This window comes from Gemmatimonadota bacterium, from assembly GCA_026706845.1.
GTDB lineage: Bacteria > Latescibacterota > UBA2968 > UBA2968 > UBA2968 > VXRD01.
This window is the reverse complement of the sequence record JAPOXY010000278.1, coordinates 1-16,803: the sequence shown is the minus strand read 5'-3', so window position 1 is coordinate 16,803 and position 16,803 is coordinate 1. Positions and strand designations below refer to the sequence as shown.

At 49.2% G+C, this 16,803-nt stretch carries 10 protein-coding genes; 1 reads left to right on the top strand and 9 read right to left on the bottom strand.

The window, feature by feature from the left end; all coding sequences use genetic code 11:
• Positions 1–4: 4 nt before the first annotated feature.
• The 4 genes from pstA to OXG87_23890 all read right to left on the bottom strand — a co-directional run bounded on the left by pstA (position 5) and on the right by OXG87_23890 (position 6,056).
• The gene (gene pstA, locus OXG87_23905) at positions 5–1,606 is read right to left on the bottom strand and encodes a phosphate ABC transporter permease PstA (GenBank protein MCY3872598.1); all 1,602 of its coding nucleotides are present in this window, start codon (positions 1,604–1,606) and stop codon (positions 5–7) included.
• 16 nt (positions 1,607–1,622) lie between these two features.
• Entirely contained in the window at positions 1,623–3,863 is a 2,241-nt protein-coding gene (locus OXG87_23900; GenBank protein ID MCY3872597.1) for an ABC transporter permease subunit, read from the bottom strand.
• Positions 3,864–4,034: 171 nt separating this feature from the next.
• Positions 4,035–5,012 (bottom strand): PstS family phosphate ABC transporter substrate-binding protein, encoded by a 978-nt coding sequence (locus tag OXG87_23895; protein MCY3872596.1) that lies wholly within the window; start codon positions 5,010–5,012, stop codon positions 4,035–4,037.
• A 90-nt stretch (positions 5,013–5,102) separates the two neighbouring features.
• Entirely contained in the window at positions 5,103–6,056 is a 954-nt protein-coding gene (locus tag OXG87_23890) for a hypothetical protein (protein ID MCY3872595.1), read from the bottom strand.
• A 307-nt stretch (positions 6,057–6,363) separates the two neighbouring features.
• Here OXG87_23890 and ppk1 point away from each other — a divergent pair, with 307 nt between their 5' ends.
• Positions 6,364–8,484: a polyphosphate kinase 1 gene (gene ppk1 / locus OXG87_23885; GenBank protein ID MCY3872594.1), complete on the top strand. Its 2,121-nt coding sequence runs from the start codon at positions 6,364–6,366 to the stop codon at positions 8,482–8,484.
• 105 nt (positions 8,485–8,589) lie between these two features.
• On the opposite strand, the gene OXG87_23880 is transcribed toward ppk1, so the two are convergent.
• The 5 genes from OXG87_23880 to OXG87_23860 all read right to left on the bottom strand — a co-directional run.
• Positions 8,590–11,649: an efflux RND transporter permease subunit gene (locus OXG87_23880; protein ID MCY3872593.1), complete on the bottom strand. Its 3,060-nt coding sequence runs from the start codon at positions 11,647–11,649 to the stop codon at positions 8,590–8,592.
• Positions 11,650–11,659: 10 nt separating this feature from the next.
• Positions 11,660–12,748 carry an efflux RND transporter periplasmic adaptor subunit gene (locus tag OXG87_23875; GenBank protein ID MCY3872592.1) on the bottom strand — a complete coding sequence of 363 codons (1,089 nt, stop codon included), beginning with the start codon at positions 12,746–12,748 and terminating at the stop codon, positions 11,660–11,662.
• Between the two features lie 33 nt (positions 12,749–12,781).
• On the bottom strand, positions 12,782–15,262 hold the full coding sequence (locus OXG87_23870) for an ABC transporter substrate binding protein (protein ID MCY3872591.1): 2,481 nt from the start codon (positions 15,260–15,262) through the stop codon (positions 12,782–12,784).
• Positions 15,259–15,960 (bottom strand): ion channel, encoded by a 702-nt coding sequence (locus OXG87_23865; protein MCY3872590.1) that lies wholly within the window; start codon positions 15,958–15,960, stop codon positions 15,259–15,261. Before OXG87_23865 ends, OXG87_23870 begins: the two co-directional genes overlap by 4 nt.
• Positions 15,961–16,006: 46 nt before the next feature.
• Positions 16,007–16,803: sulfatase-like hydrolase/transferase (locus tag OXG87_23860; protein MCY3872589.1), on the bottom strand; the 797-nt coding region annotated here is incomplete at its 5' end.

Sequence of the window (16,803 nt, the reverse complement as noted above, 5' to 3'; positions counted from 1 at the left end):
CTATTTAGAACGTCGCACCACCAACGCGCTTGCGAAGCCGATTGCGAACCAGAATCGCCACCAGATTCAGAGCCAGTACAATTCCCATCAGCAATAAAGTCGTCGTATATACCATGGGACGAGCCGCCTCGACATTGGGCGACTGGAAACCCACATCGTAAATGTGAAACCCCAGATGCATAAACTTGCGTTCCAGGTGAAAAAAGGGCCAGACACCATCCACGGGCAATGCAGGAGCCAATTTCACAACGCCAGTAATCATCAGCGGAGCCACCTCGCCAGCACCGCGTGCAATCACGAGAATAATGCCCGTGAGAATACCCGGCAACGCGCCGGGCAAAACCACGCGCAAAATAGTCTGCAATTTGGTCGCCCCCAGAGCCAGCGACCCGGCACGCACATCACTCGGCACGGCAGAAAGCGCTTCTTCGGCTGAAACGATCATCACCGGCACTGTCAGCAATGCCAGGGTCAACGACGCCCACAAAATGCCGCCAGTACCAAATGTAGGCGTGGGCAACGCCTCGGGAAAAAAGAGTTGATCGATACTTCCGCCAATGCCATAAACAAAAAATCCCAGTCCAAACATCCCAAAAACAATAGAAGGTACACCCGCCAGATTATTAACCGCAATGCGAATCACTCTAACTAAAATACCTTGCCTGGCGTATTCGCGCAAATAGAGCGCGGCCAAGATACCAAATGGCACAGCCGCCAAACTCATCAAAAAAACCATCATAACAGTGCCAAAGATCGCGGGAAATACCCCGCCTTCTGTATTGGACTCACGGGGTTCAGCAAATAAAAATTCCCCAACGCGTTCAAAATAAACGCTCATTTTTCCCAAAATCCCCAGTCGGTTGGGACGATAAGCACGCACGATATCGGCCGTGGCAATCTGCCGCACCTCGCCGCCAATTAACCGCACATCTATGCGGTAGATCTCGTTGGCTGCACGCAATTGCGCCAGTTGGTCAGCCAATTGTTCATAAGCTTCCCAATAGGTTCTGCTCTCTCGATCAATCGCATCCACTTCATCGGCATTTCCACCACCCAATTCTATCTCGCGTTTTTTTAGTCGCAGGCTTTCAATTTGCCGATTTAAGTCGCCAATCGCATCTTTTTCAATTCGCCGAATCTGTTCGTGTCGTTCCCGGGTATTATCCAATTGTGCTTGCAGCACATCCCATGTATTCGTCATCTGGGTTTCACCTTCGTACAGCGCTTCGATAAACCCGTAAAAATTGCCCCACTCGCGCCGTTCAAAAACCACCGCATCTACGGGATAATCCGTCGATTGAATATCCGATTCATCTATCCATTGAAAATCGCTGCCATACACATCGCGATTGCCCACTTTGAGCTGAATGCGAAATTGCCCGGACCCCGTTCGGTGCGACACGGGAATTTCCTGTTTGTCCCACCGCTGCCCCATCGCCCTCCGACCATCTTTGAGTATCACTGCTTCGATATCCGAGGGCCAAAAAAATCCAGTGCCATTGTACATAACCAGCGCGATCAGCCCTGTAATCATGAGCAAACAAAGTGCCAGCGCGCTGCCGGTCAACCAGATAAATGGCACACCTGTTTTCCAAAAATTTTTCACATCCATCTCCAAAACATCAAATCCTGCTATACTTCTCGCGCAAACGCTGCCGCACCACTTCTGCCAGTGTATTCACCAAAAAAGTAATCGCCGCCAGCAAAACCCCTGTCAAAAACAACACGCGATAAAGCGTACCTTCATGGGGCGCTTCGGGAATCTCCACGGCGATATTGGCCGACATCGTGCGCATGCCATTAAAAATGGTCCAATCCAGAATCGGCGTATTACCCGTAGCCATCAGCACAATCATCGTCTCGCCCACAGCGCGGCCAAATCCAATCATAGTCGCGGAAAAAATGCCCGGGCTCGCCGTGGGCAACACCACGCGGATAGCCGTCTGCCAGGGCGTTGCGCCAAGCGCGAGTGACCCGGCGCGCAGATGCTGCGGCACACTCGACAGGGCATCTTCGCAGATCGTGTAAATAATGGGCACTACGGCAAACCCCATCGCAAAGCCCACCACCAGACAATTGCGCTGATCGTAGCGCGTACCCGTTGTACCGAGCAGCCAGCCTTGAAAATTGCCGCCGAACAAAAGCGATTCAGCCACTGGACCGAGCGCGAACGACAGATAGAGCGCGAACAACGCGATGCCCGCCAGTAAAGTTAGAATCCAGTGATCGGGTACTCTACGTACAAGATCTTCGGACACCTGCCCCCAGCCCCAGGCGCATATCACCACGACAATAGGCACACAGGGCAACAACAGCAATGCACCGACGATCCTCGTCTCCAGCAGCGGAGCCAACCACAAACCAGCTAAAAAGCCCAAAATCACACTGGGAAGCGAAGCCATCAATTCCACTACGGGTTTGACCACACTACGCACACCGGGAGAGGCAAATTCCGATGTATAAATCGCTGCCAGAACAGATAGAGGCAGCGCGAATAACATCGCGTAAAGCGTACCCTTAAAGGTGCCAAATATCAAAGGTACAATACTCAACTTGGGTTCAAAATCATCCGATCCACCCGTGGATTGCCACACGTATTGAGGCTCCGTATATCCCTCGTACCACACTTTGCCAAAAAGCGTTTGTAACGTCACTTCGGGATGTGGATTTTGAAGACCAAAATCCGTCACCTGCCCAGACTTACTCACAGTCAAAAAGCCATTTGCTTTTGGCGCAAAAGACAGGGATTGAATGGAATCATCACCGGGCAATTGGAAAAATGTTTGTTCCGATGTCATGTGATGCAACGCAACCATCCCCGATACATCGCCCGATAAAAATTGTTTGTCGCGAGCAGACGACGCCAGTGCAGTCACCGCCATCGGATGAGACTGCAAAGTGTGGATCTTTTTGAACACCCTTTTATTGTCGTCCTCGCTCGTTCTGACGGGCATCCAGACAGACACGCGACCACCCACATCGCCCACGACGAGCGACACATCACCCAGCACAAAATCCAGCGCAGACACCTCCTGATCGGAAACCCGGAAATAATCCAACAGCCTGGGATTGGAACTCGCCCGTCCAATTTCCCATCGAAATACTTCACCGCGGTCTGTGCCCACCAGAACATAGCGTCCCGATTTTGCCACAGCACCCACTCTGGCGCGCCCTTTAATCTCATCGGTCAAATCGTATGTGCGAATCGTGGTTTTGCCACCGCCCAAAAGACCCCGCTGTTTTTCGGAAATCCCCAAAACGAGTTGCCCGGAATCCGCAATGCCAATTACTGTACCTCGATATTTTCCATCGTGCCGAAATACGAGATGCACAAGAGCCTCATTAGTCAGATCCATCGACGACTCAACAGAAAAAGACGGCGTCACAATCTGCTTTCCCTCCGCATCGTAATCCACGGCAAAATTCACGCGGCAACCCAGCATTGTACCGTCGTCCAGACCCAGACCAACATGCGTATTATCCAGAGCGCGATAAGCCGACCGAATACGCCGTCCCTGTAGTTCGGGAATAGACACAGACTCTGTCACCGACTTTGTGGTCATATCCACAAAATCAATCCCCGCTTCATGCACGACAAACATCACCGCCTGATAGGGATCAACCCCCGTACACAGGACGGGCTGACGGTGCGAAAAATCAAAGGTATGTGCCCTGGACGCGCTCGGCTTCAAAAACAGGGGATAGGACTCCATCAACACAAAAAGAAAAATGCCCAGCACCGACAGGATCACCCCGATGCCGCCAGCAGTGATTATCCACCGCCCAACGCGGTCCATCAGATGTGCCTTTGGCGTGATGCCCGGCAATTGTCGCTTTGATAGCGGTTCTAATGGAAGTACCATAATAAGGAGTGAGACGTAAAAGGTGAGGAGTGAGAGAATCAGCCCTGCCGTGCCTACCTTTTAAGCAGGGCTTATATGGGATGAGACATTAAGAGGTGCGAGACAGGGCGGGAACTTTCTCTCGTATCTGGGATGGGGCTGTGTGGCCCTCTAATGTCTCACCGCGGGTAATCAGGGGGTTAGGGTGGGGAATTGTAACTTCTCGAGTTCCTCTTTAACCACCTGATAGGGCACGGGCATATAGCCATCTTTAACGACAATCTCTTGCCCTTCTTTGGAGAAAATGAATTTACAAAATTCTCTCACGAGCGGATCGAGAGGTTTATTGGGTGCCTTGTTGATGTACAAATACAAAAAACGCCCCAGAGGATAAGATCCATCTATCACATTTTCTATCGTGCCTTCTCTGAAGGGTTCGCCAGTTTCCAGCGCCAGAGGTACGACACGCACGCCAGAGGTCTTGTAACCAATGCCACTATAACCAATACTGTACCTGTCTTCGGCCACGCCCTGCACAACCGAAGCAGACCCGGGCTGCTCTTTTACTTCATCTCTAAAATCGCCCTTAAACAACGCGTGATCTTTGAAGAACCCATAAGTGCCCGACGCGGAATTGCGCCCGTACAGGCTAAATGCGGCATTTTTCCAATCGTCTCCCAAACCCAACTGCCCCCATCTCGTAACATTTTCCCTGTACTCACCGCGTCGCGTCTTGGAAAAAATCGCATCTACCTGCTGCAAAGTCAACCCTTTTATGGGATTGTCTTTATTGACAAAAACAGCCAGTGCATCCAGCGAGGCGCGCAACAATGTTGGTGGATATCCAAAATGCTTTTCAAATTTGTCAATTTCCGAAGCCTTCATCGGACGCGACATAGGGCCGAATTGTGCAGTCCCCTCAATCAACGCGGGCGGTGCAGTGCTCGATCCCTTGCCCTCGACCTGAATAGTTACACTGGGATAGTACTTGCGAAACCCCTCCAGCCACAGCGTCATCAAATTATTCATCGTATCTGATCCAATGCTGTTGGCACTTCCGGAAATCCCACTCACCTTTTGATACGCGGGAACAGGCGAATCTTGCTGCGCCTGAGCCGCAGCCTGTGTCAAAACAGCCACACATGCGATCATACAAATAAATCTGGTCATTCAATCTCCCCTGGCGTAGTGTAATAGCATACAAAAAATAAACCTGTATCGCGTTACACATGTGATAAAAACACGACATTTATGTGATAATCAAAACTTAACATATAGCGTCAGCCGAGGAATCACCTCAAGGTCCACATCTGGAGCCTGAAAATTTGTACCCATCACATTGGGCATAATGTGAATATCCTTTACCGGCTCAATGTCAAGCCCTCCGAGGAAGCAATATTCTCCATCGTCGTCGGACTTATCGTCTGGATCAAAGAAATCGCCACGAGCAAACACCTTTATCTTCTCGCTAATCTGTCCTGCGCCGAACAGTGAAAGCCCCCGCACCTGTGCGGTATGGTTGCGCCATTGCACAAAGCCTTCCAAACCACCGTGGAAATTTTTCTTTTTTAATCCGATAAACGTAGCAAAAGTCGTGCGATCTAGATTGTCCGGGCGTTTTTCCCAATCTATATAAGTCGTCACATTCAGGGTTCCAGGCTCAAAATGCAACAGACCGTAAATTTTCTTATAGTGATCTGTCTCGGACTGCTGCCCGCTGCCATTGGCCAGCATAACTTGGGCATTTAACTTTCCAGCTTCATCCAATCGCGCGCGATATGCTATGCCTATATCAGCCGAAGAGGCAATCTTTTTTCGATCCATGAGGGTCTTCTCGACCGAGCGATAACCCCAAATAGACTCTGATACGTTCCATGTTGGCGTACCCGACAGCCCCATATAGAGCGCATGGCCATTTTTGCGATAGCGCAAATACGCGTGCTTTACAAAAGGTTCTATTTTTTGCTCACTATTAAATCCCGCATCCTTGGCCTCCAGCCGAACCCGTCCAGAAAAAGCATCACTCCACTTCAGATCATGGGTGAGATAAATGCGTCGAAACCGAAAGCCATTCTCTTCTTCCCCATTTCCTCTCACGATATAATAATCGGCAAACATAACACCCTGGAGCCTGGTATCTACAGCTTCACCCCGTCCCGCCAATACAAAACCCAAACACAACATCATTCTCCAAATTGCTTTACAAATGCGCATGTGCTCTCCCTCCGAATTGATGGATAAACGACGTTCTCAGCGATAAGATATCGCTATAATGTTACAAATCGCTTCCAAAACGGTCACGCTTTGGTCACAAGATTGTGACATTTGTGTTACAAATACGCCATTTCATCCTTTCTTCAGGGATTCTTCCCGCTAACTCTCTTCTGAAAAGAAAAGGTCGGATGGATTTATGCCCATCCGACCTTAAGGATTGCTGTTTTCATTTGACAATCTGCCCCTCATCGCATTATAATACCACACCTTTAACGCAATTCCGTCGCATCTTCCCCCGGAGTGTGTTATGGACCTCGGCGATACCAGTCTCTACTTTAACAGAGAACTTTCATGGCTGCGCTTTAATCAGCGCGTATTACAAGAAGCCCGTACCCCCGAAAATCCCCTGCTGGAACGGGTCAAATTCCTGGGCATTGTGGCCAATAACCTCGACGAATTCTTTGAAGTGCGCGTAGCGGGCCTACTCCAGCAAGTAGAAGCGGGCATTTCCGACTACGGTCCCGATGGCCTCCTGCCCGAAGAACAAATTTCAGCCATAGCAAAAGAAGCCCATCGCATGGTCGAGGAACAATACGCCTGCTGGAATGACGAACTCCTTCCCGCATTGCGCGATGCAGATGTTCACATACGCACCATCAGCACGCTTTCCAAACGCGAAAAATCCTTCCTCGACGACTATTGCCACGCAGAACTCTACCCGGTTTTAACCCCGCTCACCATCAGCCCTGCACACCCATTACCACGCCTGATCAACAAAGCCCTTTGCATCGCCCTTTTGCTCAAAAACCGCGAAGGCGAAACACTGCTCGGCGTCGTGCAGGTTCCCCGTCTATTGCCGCGTCTGATTCGCTTGCCCCGAGAAGAAGACAGCCAGCGCATCGACTTCGTCTTCCTCGCCGATATTGTCCAGGCGCATATTCCCGAACTTTTCCGGGGATATCAAATTCTCGACTCGGCTGCTTTTCGCATCACCCGAAACAGCGATCTCTATCTGGACGAAGAAGAAGCCGACGACTTATTGCTCGCCATTGAAGACGAATTGCAAAATCGGCGCAAAGGCGACACCGTCCGCCTCGAAATCGAAGCCGATGCCAGTCGGGCACTTGTCAAGCGCTTACAATCGACATACAGTCTGAAAAACAATCAGGTGTATCAGGTCAACGGACCGGTGAATCTCAACCGTTTAATGGGACTTTACAGCGCGACCCCCAGACCCGATTTGAAATATTTACCCTATCACCCGCCCGACCAGACGTATGAGGAAATCGATACCCTCTTTGACCAGATCAGACAAAAAGATATACTGCTCCACCACCCCTACGATGCCTTTACACCCGTTGTTCAGTTCGTCAATTCAGCAGCAACCGACCCCGATGTACTGGCCATCAAACAGACGCTCTATCGCACCAGCGAAGATTCACCCGTTATCGATGCACTGATTCGCGCAGCAGAGGCGGGCAAAGAAGTCACAGTGGTAGTTGAACTCAAAGCGCGATTTGACGAAGCATCCAATATTCGATGGGCGCGGCGCCTTCAGGATGCGGGTGTATGCGTCGTATATGGGGTCGTGGGCCTTAAAACGCACTGCAAACTCTCGATGCTGGTCAGGCGCGAAGCCAACAACGGGCTACGCCGCTACGCCCACATCGGCACGGGCAATTACAATCCCTCAACAGCCCGACTTTATACGGACCTGGGATTGTTCACAGCACGCGAAGACATCACAAATGATGTAGCCGAAGTTTTTAACCTGCTCACCACGCAATCTGCACATCCCCAGGTCAGCAAGATGCTCATTGCACCCTCTACCATGCTCGATTCCATCCTCAAAAAAATCGACCGCGAAATCGACCATGCACGCCAGGGACGCACAGCCCGCATTGTCGCGAAAATGAATTCACTTCAAGACCCCAAAGTCATTCGCGCGCTATATCGCGCATCGCAAAACGGCGTGCAAATTGACCTGATTGTGCGCGGTATATGCTGTCTGCGTGCGGGTGTTCCCGGTATAAGCGACAACATCAGAGTACGCAGCATCATCGGGCGCTTTTTGGAACACAGCCGCGTCTATTATTTCGAAAATGATGGGGACCCCGATGTGTACATCGGCAGTGCAGATTGGATGCCTCGAAATTTGCGCCGGCGCGTAGAAACGCTTTGTCCTGTCGAAGACCCGGATTTAATTACACGGATAAAATCAGAACTCCTCAGCACCTGCTTTGCCGACAATGTCAAATCGCGCGAGCTATTGCCCGATGGCACGGACCGTCACATTGAACCCGCCCAAAACGAACCCGCATTCTGCGTACACGACATGCTCATGAATCTATCTCTGGGTGAACCCGTCGATATCCCCGACTTCTTTGCCCAAACACCATCCTCAATCGAATCGACCGCTGCCACTTAAATACAGCACCGCCAGATAGGTTAGTCCTCAAACTTGAGGGTAACCCGCAAAACGCCCAGTCTTGTCGGGACTGGGCGTTTTTTTGTTCGTTTTTTTGACATGTGATTAAGGGGCAGACACCTTAAAAAAGAGCCTATACATCACGGGGACGACCAAAAGTGTTAAAATCGTGGCAAATAGCAATCCAAAGATAATTGTGATCGCCATGGGTTCCCAGATGACGCCACCGCCGATCCATAGCGGAATCAATCCCAAAGTCGTGGTTGCCGTTGTAAGCATAATGGGGCGAAACCGCTGTTGGGCAGCAGCCACAATCGCATCTCGTAGCGTGCGCTTAAACTCATCCATTTCAATTTGAATGCGATCAATCAAAACAATTGCATTGTTGATCACGATGCCAAATAGAGAAATAACCCCTAAGAAAGGCATGAAGCCAAAATAGGAGCCGGTCAACAACAACCCCAAAATCACCCCTATTAAGCCCAATGGAATGGTCAGCAAAATGATCAAGGGTTTGCGGATGGAATTGAATTGACCGATGAGCAAGAGGACAATAATAAAAAACGACAGGGGTAGATAGTTCATAATCGCCCCAATATTTTTTGCACTCTCTTCTGCTTCTCCTCCCAATTCATAGCGATAGTCAGAAGGCCACATTTGTTGTTGTTCTAACCACGGTGCCATCTGTTCTTCTACCTCCGCAGCAGTATATCCAGTTTGCAATCCGCTCGTAACCGAAATCGTTCTGGTCAGATCTCGCCGCAAAATTTTCGCAGCCTGCCATTTGATATTGAGATCTGCAACTTGCTTGAGAGGCACATTCACACCGCTTTGCTGTGAATAGACATGCATGCTTTCCAGGTCCTGAATGCGGCGGTCTTCAACCTGATTGTTTCGCATTACAATCGGGATAACTTTATCGCCCTCCCGGAATTCCCCGGTTTCCAAACCAATCAGCCCGGTTTGTAAAGACACGGCAATGTCCTGACTGGTCACACCTGCACGCCGGGCGCGGTGCTGATCGATATCGACGATGATTTTTTTCGTGCGCGGCCCCCAACTGTCGCGAATATTTTTTGTGCCCTCAATGCTACGCAATTTGGCCTTAGTTTCTGCCATGAGCCGATAGAGCACCTCTGCGTCATCTCCTGAAATGCGAATTTCAATGGCGTTTTCTCCGCCACCGCCGCCAGATAATCGCTTCACCTTCCCCTTCGCCTCCGGTAGATTTTGAAAAATGAAATTGTCAACCGCATCGATCACTCGCTGATTGGCATTTGAGGAACTGGTGTTAAGCAAAATATGGGCAGAACTGGACAGGGCTTCTGGCGCAGTGTAGCCCAGGTCGTATTTGGGCGCACCTTCACCGATATACGAAGAAAATGACACCACACCTTCCGTGCGGTCTTCCCCAACCAGAAGGTCCTCTATGACGTAGTTTTCGATGGATGTGACCACTTCTTCTGTTTTGTCGATAGTGCTACCCAAGGGCAGATCCACGGTAACGGTCACTAAAGCGCGTTCGCTATCTGGAAAAAAGACAAAAGGAATGAAACGAAAAGACCACAAAGCGGCAATGAAGACAACGACCACACAGCCCAGAAACCGGAAAGGGTGTTGTAGATTGACCGATAGAATTTTCTCGTAAAGTGCCTGAAGCCTATTCGGCTTTGCTTGTTCCATTTTGGGCTTTACTTTTAAAAAATAAAAACACAACAGCGGTATCAATGTCATAGAGAGGAGCCATGAAGAAAGGAGCGCGTAACTCACTACCACGAATAATTCGCCCATGATTTCGCCCATGACCGATTCTGCAAGATAAAAAGCGAGGAAGGCCGCGGAGGTCGTTAATGAGGATATTAGCAACGGCATAAATAACTCTCTGGCAGACGCGATGGCCGCATCAATGGCTTTTTCGCCCTTCTCCATTTTGACCATAATGGATTCGGAAACGACAATGGCGTTATCGACCAGCATACCGAGCGCGATAATCAGAGAGGCCAGTGACACCTGGTTCAACCCCAGACCAGATTGCGACATCAACAATATCGTGGTGACAATCGCCATTGGAATCAGAGAAGCCACAATTAAACCTGTGCGCAAGCCGAGGAAAAGCAACATGACGAGTAGCACCACGCCCACTGCCTGGTATAGATTTCCGAGGAAGTTCTTCACGGAGTCATCTACAACTTCATCCTGAGAAGCCGCTCTGACGATTTCGAATCCCCAGGGGAAAACGGTCTGATAATATTCGAGACGCGCATCAATTTCTCTTCCCAATTCAATAATGTTGCCGCCTTTTTTGAGATTGACACCAATGGCCAATCCCGGTTTTCCATCAATGCGTACACTCGATTTTTGAGGTTCGACATAGCCGCGATAAATATTGACAATATCCCCCAAAAATACCAGTTCGCCTTTTTCGGAAGAAACAATGATTTTTTTGATGTCTTCTATCAGATCAAAATTTCCGGTCGGCTCCAGGATAATGCGTTCATCTTCAACTTCAATGTCGCCGCCGGAGAAAACGATATTGGTACTGGAAATAATATTTTTGAGTTTTTGCTGCGTGAGTCCCAATTCCGCCAGACGCGCATCATCGTAATCGAGATAGACTCGCTCTTCGCGAGCCCCTACTATTTTTATTTTTGCGGCATTTGGCAATTTAATTAAATCATCGCGGATGGCGTCTGCTGCTTCTTTTAATTCTGCATACGTAAATCCATCTGCCGTTAGCCCCAGGATGATGCCATAAACATCTGCCAGGCCCTCGTCGTTGAAATTCACACTCGCGACACCGCCGGGTAGTTGGTTGCGCACAGCATCGACTTTTCGGCGCAACTTATCAAAAATCGGCTGGAGGTCACGCTCGCTGTCTTTGATAAATATCGTGACAACCGATATACCCGTGCAATTTTCACTCTGGACATAATCCACCTCTGGCACTTCCTGGCACACTTCTTCAATTTTATTGGAAATGAGCAGTTCCATCCGTTGTGGACTGGCCCCTGGAAAAATGGTTACGACATTGGCAACGCGTACGAGAAACGGCGGCATATCATCGCGGGGCATGTTTTGAAAAGCGGAAATCCCGACGACGATTATGACGACCAGTAGGGACAGTGTAACGACATTGTTTTTAATTGCAAATTGCGTGATATTCATACTTTTTCCATTATTTTAACAATTTCACCGTTATACCATCTGTGAGGCTTTCCACACCCGCGGTTACCACCAGCGCACCATTTTGCAATCCCTCAATTATTTCAAATCCCTCATGAGATAATTCGCCTACCATCACCTTCTTTTTTTGCGTGATGGCGAGGCCGGGTTCACTTTTTGTGAGCGTAAAAACGAAATTGCCGTCGAGGTCTTCTCCCACAGCACCAACCGGTACGATCAACCTTTCTGTTGCCGCGTCATTGCGAGCCGAAAAATTAAATGTCACATCCGCTGGCATACCCGGCCTGATGTCGCCGGTTGGATGTTCTACTGTTGCGATAACCGGATAAATAGACGATTGGGTTCCAGCGACAAAAGATACCTCAGAGATCGTCCCATCAAAAATTTTATCGGGAAGAGATGAAAATCTTATAGAGACTTTTTCCCCAGCCTGAACGCGAGAAATAAATGCTTCCGGGATACTGACGTTGACTTCAATATCATCTTCTGATGTAATGGTAACAACGGCCTGGCCGGGGCTGACCTGTTCATTTTTTTCAATAGCAACCTCCGAGATAATGCCATCCATCGGCGCGTAGAGTGCGTAATAGCCGAGCTCCCGTTTCTTCAGGTCTGCATTTCTTTTTTCCGTATTGTGGGCGGAATTTGCCGAAGCGTATTTGTCTTTAGCAGCCTCATACTCGCTTAAAGACACATTGTTGTTCTCGTATAACTCTTTTACCCGGTCCAAATTTGATCGGGCATTATCTTTTTGTATCTCCACTTTTCTCAACGTCTCGAGTGCCTTTTCATAGTTGAGTTGTGCATCGGAGTTGTCGATAGAAGCGATCTTTATGCCTTTGTTGACCTTCTCGCCAACCTTGACATTCACCGCTTCAACAATACCCCCAACGCGAAAGCTCAACTTTGATTCGGTGCCAGCCCTGGACACGCCAGAAAAAATTCTGCTTTGCTCACCGCCAGCGAGAAAGACTTGTTGGTATCGAACTGGCCTGATAATTTCCTTTTTTTCAGGTTTTTCACCTCCGCAGGAAAGGAGCAAAACTATGCAAAAAATGGTCAATATGTGTTTGGGCTTCATAGGACTTTCTCTCCCTATTTGATAGAGGATTGCTTAACGGGCACGCTCGCTAAAATAAGCCTCAAAGCGTTTGAGGAAATTTTGCTGTTCTTCAGGCGTGCTCAACATGCTGAACTTCCCCACAGCGCGCTCGGTTTTCAAGATGCTGACCAAAAATTCGTACTCCGAATCCAATGCGCTCAATCTGGAGGCCAACGCCGCGTTTTGTGCATCAACCAAATTGACGATAGAGACGCGGCCCTGCGCGTATCCATCTTGTACCAGTGCCAGACTTTTCTCAGCCAATTCAGCCGATTTTTGGGACGATTCGAGATTGACCCACCGGACGGTTAAGTCCAGCACGGCTGCGCGCAGGTTGAGCTCCAGGATCTGAACCAACTGCGCTTTTTGATCCGCGAGTTTGTCGATTTCAATGCGGGTTTGCCGAATATTGGCGCGGTTTGCACCGCCTTGAAAAAGAGGCCACGAGGCGTTGAGGCTCACATTCCAGGGATAATCGACGGTTTCGACGCCGGGTACATCCGCACCTGCGCCATGGCGAGACGCGATGTACTGCCATTCTGCCCCCAGACCAATGGTGGGCACAAAGCGCGCCCGCTGAAATGATCGGAGGGATCGCTGCAAGGCATTGAGATTGGCCGAGAGTTGTCCCAGCTCCGGCGCATTGCGAATAGCTTCTCCAATGAGAAAATCCGTGTAAATATCGAGAGATTGGGGCGTGTCGATATATTGTCCCACACTGCTGAGATAACTGATGTAGAGGCTGTCGGACAAGGTCGTTTCGCGCGCGATAAAAGGCTCGGCAATAGAGCGGTTGAGCAATTGGTTCAATTGGATCTTCGCCAATGCCACATTGTTTTTGGCGGCCAACAAATCTGTGTTCGCCGTTGCCAACCGGCTCTCCCAACGATAGACATCTGACCGCCCGGAATAGCCGACAGCTTCCCGCTGTTTGGCAATTTCGAGATTCCTGCGGGTCAATTCCACATTGTCACTCTGAATCCTGCGTCCAGTTGTGGCTTTCAGAATTTGGAAGTACGCCACAGCCCCATTGAGGATAACGTCGAGTTTCAATTTTTCGTAGCCGTATTCCGACGCACGCAACAGATGTTTTTGAATAGACACATTGCCCATCGCCTGTTCAGAAAAAATCAACTGCTCGATCCCTGCTGTTCCCGTGACGGTTCGCTGTGCCTGCTGCCCAAAAGAACCTTCAGCGCGGTTTTTGTCGATCTGTACACCTGTTGCACCAACGCTCAATGAAGGAAAAAAACGAGTGCGAGATAGGAGCACCTCTTGTTGTGCGGCATCGACAGTGCCTTCTTCGATTTTTAGCTCGAGGTTGGCATTCATCGCTTCCCGCATGACCTGGGCCAAATCCACGGCACGTACACCTTCCAGAGCAAATTCATTGATCAATGCAGCCTGAGTAAGAACTGTAAATTTGGGAGAAAACCCGATCGCGCGTGCGGTTTGCATATTGAGCGTCAAATTTTCTTCAAAGCTCACGTAAACGGGCAAATGCGCTGCATCTTCACCGTTGAGAATGGCTTCGACATGCAGGGAAATGCGACGAATAATTCTGGAGAAATTTTCTTCTGGCGTGATAGCCGCCAAAACACCCTGCTGGACATCGGCCGTAGAAGAACCAAAAGAGGGCATTCCTCTGTTATTCACGGCGTCGATAAATGCGCGTTTCTCCACGCCTTCATGTGGCCCTAAATACCCGATATAGAAAGCATCAATGCCCTGGCGTACTGCCATAGACAGGGTTTCAGTCTCGTTAGCGAATGGAAGCAATGCAAATGAAGTTCGATTTTTTTGCATCATATCTTCTACAAAAGCCACATCACTGGCGAGCAAATTCAACACTTCACCATAGAAGACAATGCCCACTTTTTGATATGGAAAAATGTCGTAAAAAACGTCCAGTTCTCTTTCCAAAAATCGATCAGACCAGAGGATATAGGTGAGATTGTGAACGCCCGACCTGTTTTTTTCAACTGCGGGCAAACCCTGCAATTTGGGATCAAAAATGCCCAGCGCAATAACGGGTTTTTGATAGGTGCCCCTTTGTGCGATTACCGAACTGGTCAAGACCCCAAAGCCAATGATAATGTCTATATCCCCGTCTTCCATCAGATGATCATAGTTTTTGGCAGCAACACTGGCAGACCAATCTGCGCTCAGAATATTGTCTTCTAAAATCTGGATATGATATTTTGCCCCCAAAAGCGCGTCCAATTCGCGTTTTAATTGATCAATCCCGATATCTGCTCGCTGTTGCTTATCATCTACAAGTACGCCGATCGCGACGCGCTCTTTTTGACTTTGGGCACAAATTTCAGGCGTTAATAACAAAAAAAACAAGAAAATGCCAAATGCGAAACACCACCTTATGTCATTCATAACCTTTCCCTTAATATCGTCTATTACTCGGTGAACTGGCCTGGCGATCAGTTGTACACCTACCGCTGCGTTGTAGGCTGCACCTGTATCCGTGCGTCTATTCATCTATCAAATTTACCGCTGCCACTTAAATGCAGCCCCACCAGGCGAGCAACCAGCACTGCCAAATAGGTTTGTCCCCAAACAGCTTCCAAAACAGCCAGATTTTTCGCCATCCGGCTTATAGGCATTATATCCCCATAGCCCAGAGTGGTCATTGTTATAAAAGAAAAATAAATTAGATCTGAAAACGCACCCAGGACATGATCCGAAAACAAAATCGCATCTGGATCAAATAATAACAGAGTTTGATAAAGAAATGCCCACAACACACCGCTTAAAAAATAAATGGCTATTCCCCCTTGAATAGAATCTATAGTAACCGTCGTCTCAGAGAAAATCCGGTGCAAAAAGATCAAAAGGCATATCCCGTAAAACAGGGTATAAGTACCCATTTTTGCCATCTCAAACACTCTGAATACTGCCCCAGAGAGATCAATATTGTGGATAAGTAAATGAAAGCCAAATCCCATAAGTCCGGGCACCAAACACAACGTCAATAACCATCTGGGAAGGCCTAAAGTCCAGAGCACTGTGGCCAGGAGCATTAAGAAGAGAAACCGTGCAAAATCCTGTCCTGCGCGGTCTAACAATGGCATTGCAAAAAAAAGAAAAACCACTGAAAGGGCGAGAATAGTGTATTTGTAGGTCGAAAAGTGCTCCCAGAATTTCAAATCTGGACCTTTACTATTTGATCTCTCCACGCCGGTCCTCCATTACTCCTCTCTCCATCCCCACCACGCTCCCCAATCACCTCTTCACGCGCCTGTACCAATTTTGCAACACATCGTACAAATGCGCCTGTTTCTCAGCATTTTTGGGATCGCCCAACAGATTATTCATCTCATAGGGATCATTTTCCAAATCGAACAGATGTGTTGCCTCAAAACCCTCTTTCTCCACCACCAGCTTAAACGCGCCTTCGCGCACCATACACCAGGGCTGCATTTCTGAAAACACCGGTCGGTCTAAGGTATGCGAAGGATCGCTCACCACAGGCGCGAAACTATCGCCCTCAACCGAAGCTTCAGGAGATTCTCCAGCGTAATCTACACATGTCGCAAAAAAATCCACACCAGACACCAGATCATCCACCACCACACCTGCCGCGCCCCCTGGTGCGCGAACAATCAGGGGAATGCGACTCGACTCCTCCCAGGCCTTACCCTTATTCGTCTCTCCGTGGCTGCCCTGCAAATCCCCGTGATCCGACGTAAACATCACCACCGTATTATCTCGCAACCCCATGCGATCCAGCGCATCCATCATCCGCCCCACATTTGCATCCAACTGCGTCACCATCGCGTAATACGCGCGCAGATATTCATCGAGATCATTACCATAGCGTTGATAAACCGGATCATTTTCCTGCGGTTTGGGACTCGGCGGGCTATGCGTCCTCGTATAGGGATCAACCTCCATGCAATTTGGGCGTCGCGCAATGTTCACGCCCCGATACATCTCGTCGTATTCATATCCCGGCTGCTCGGGATAATGCGGATTCTGATAAGACACAAACAGCGCGAAAGGTGCGTTACCCACCATCT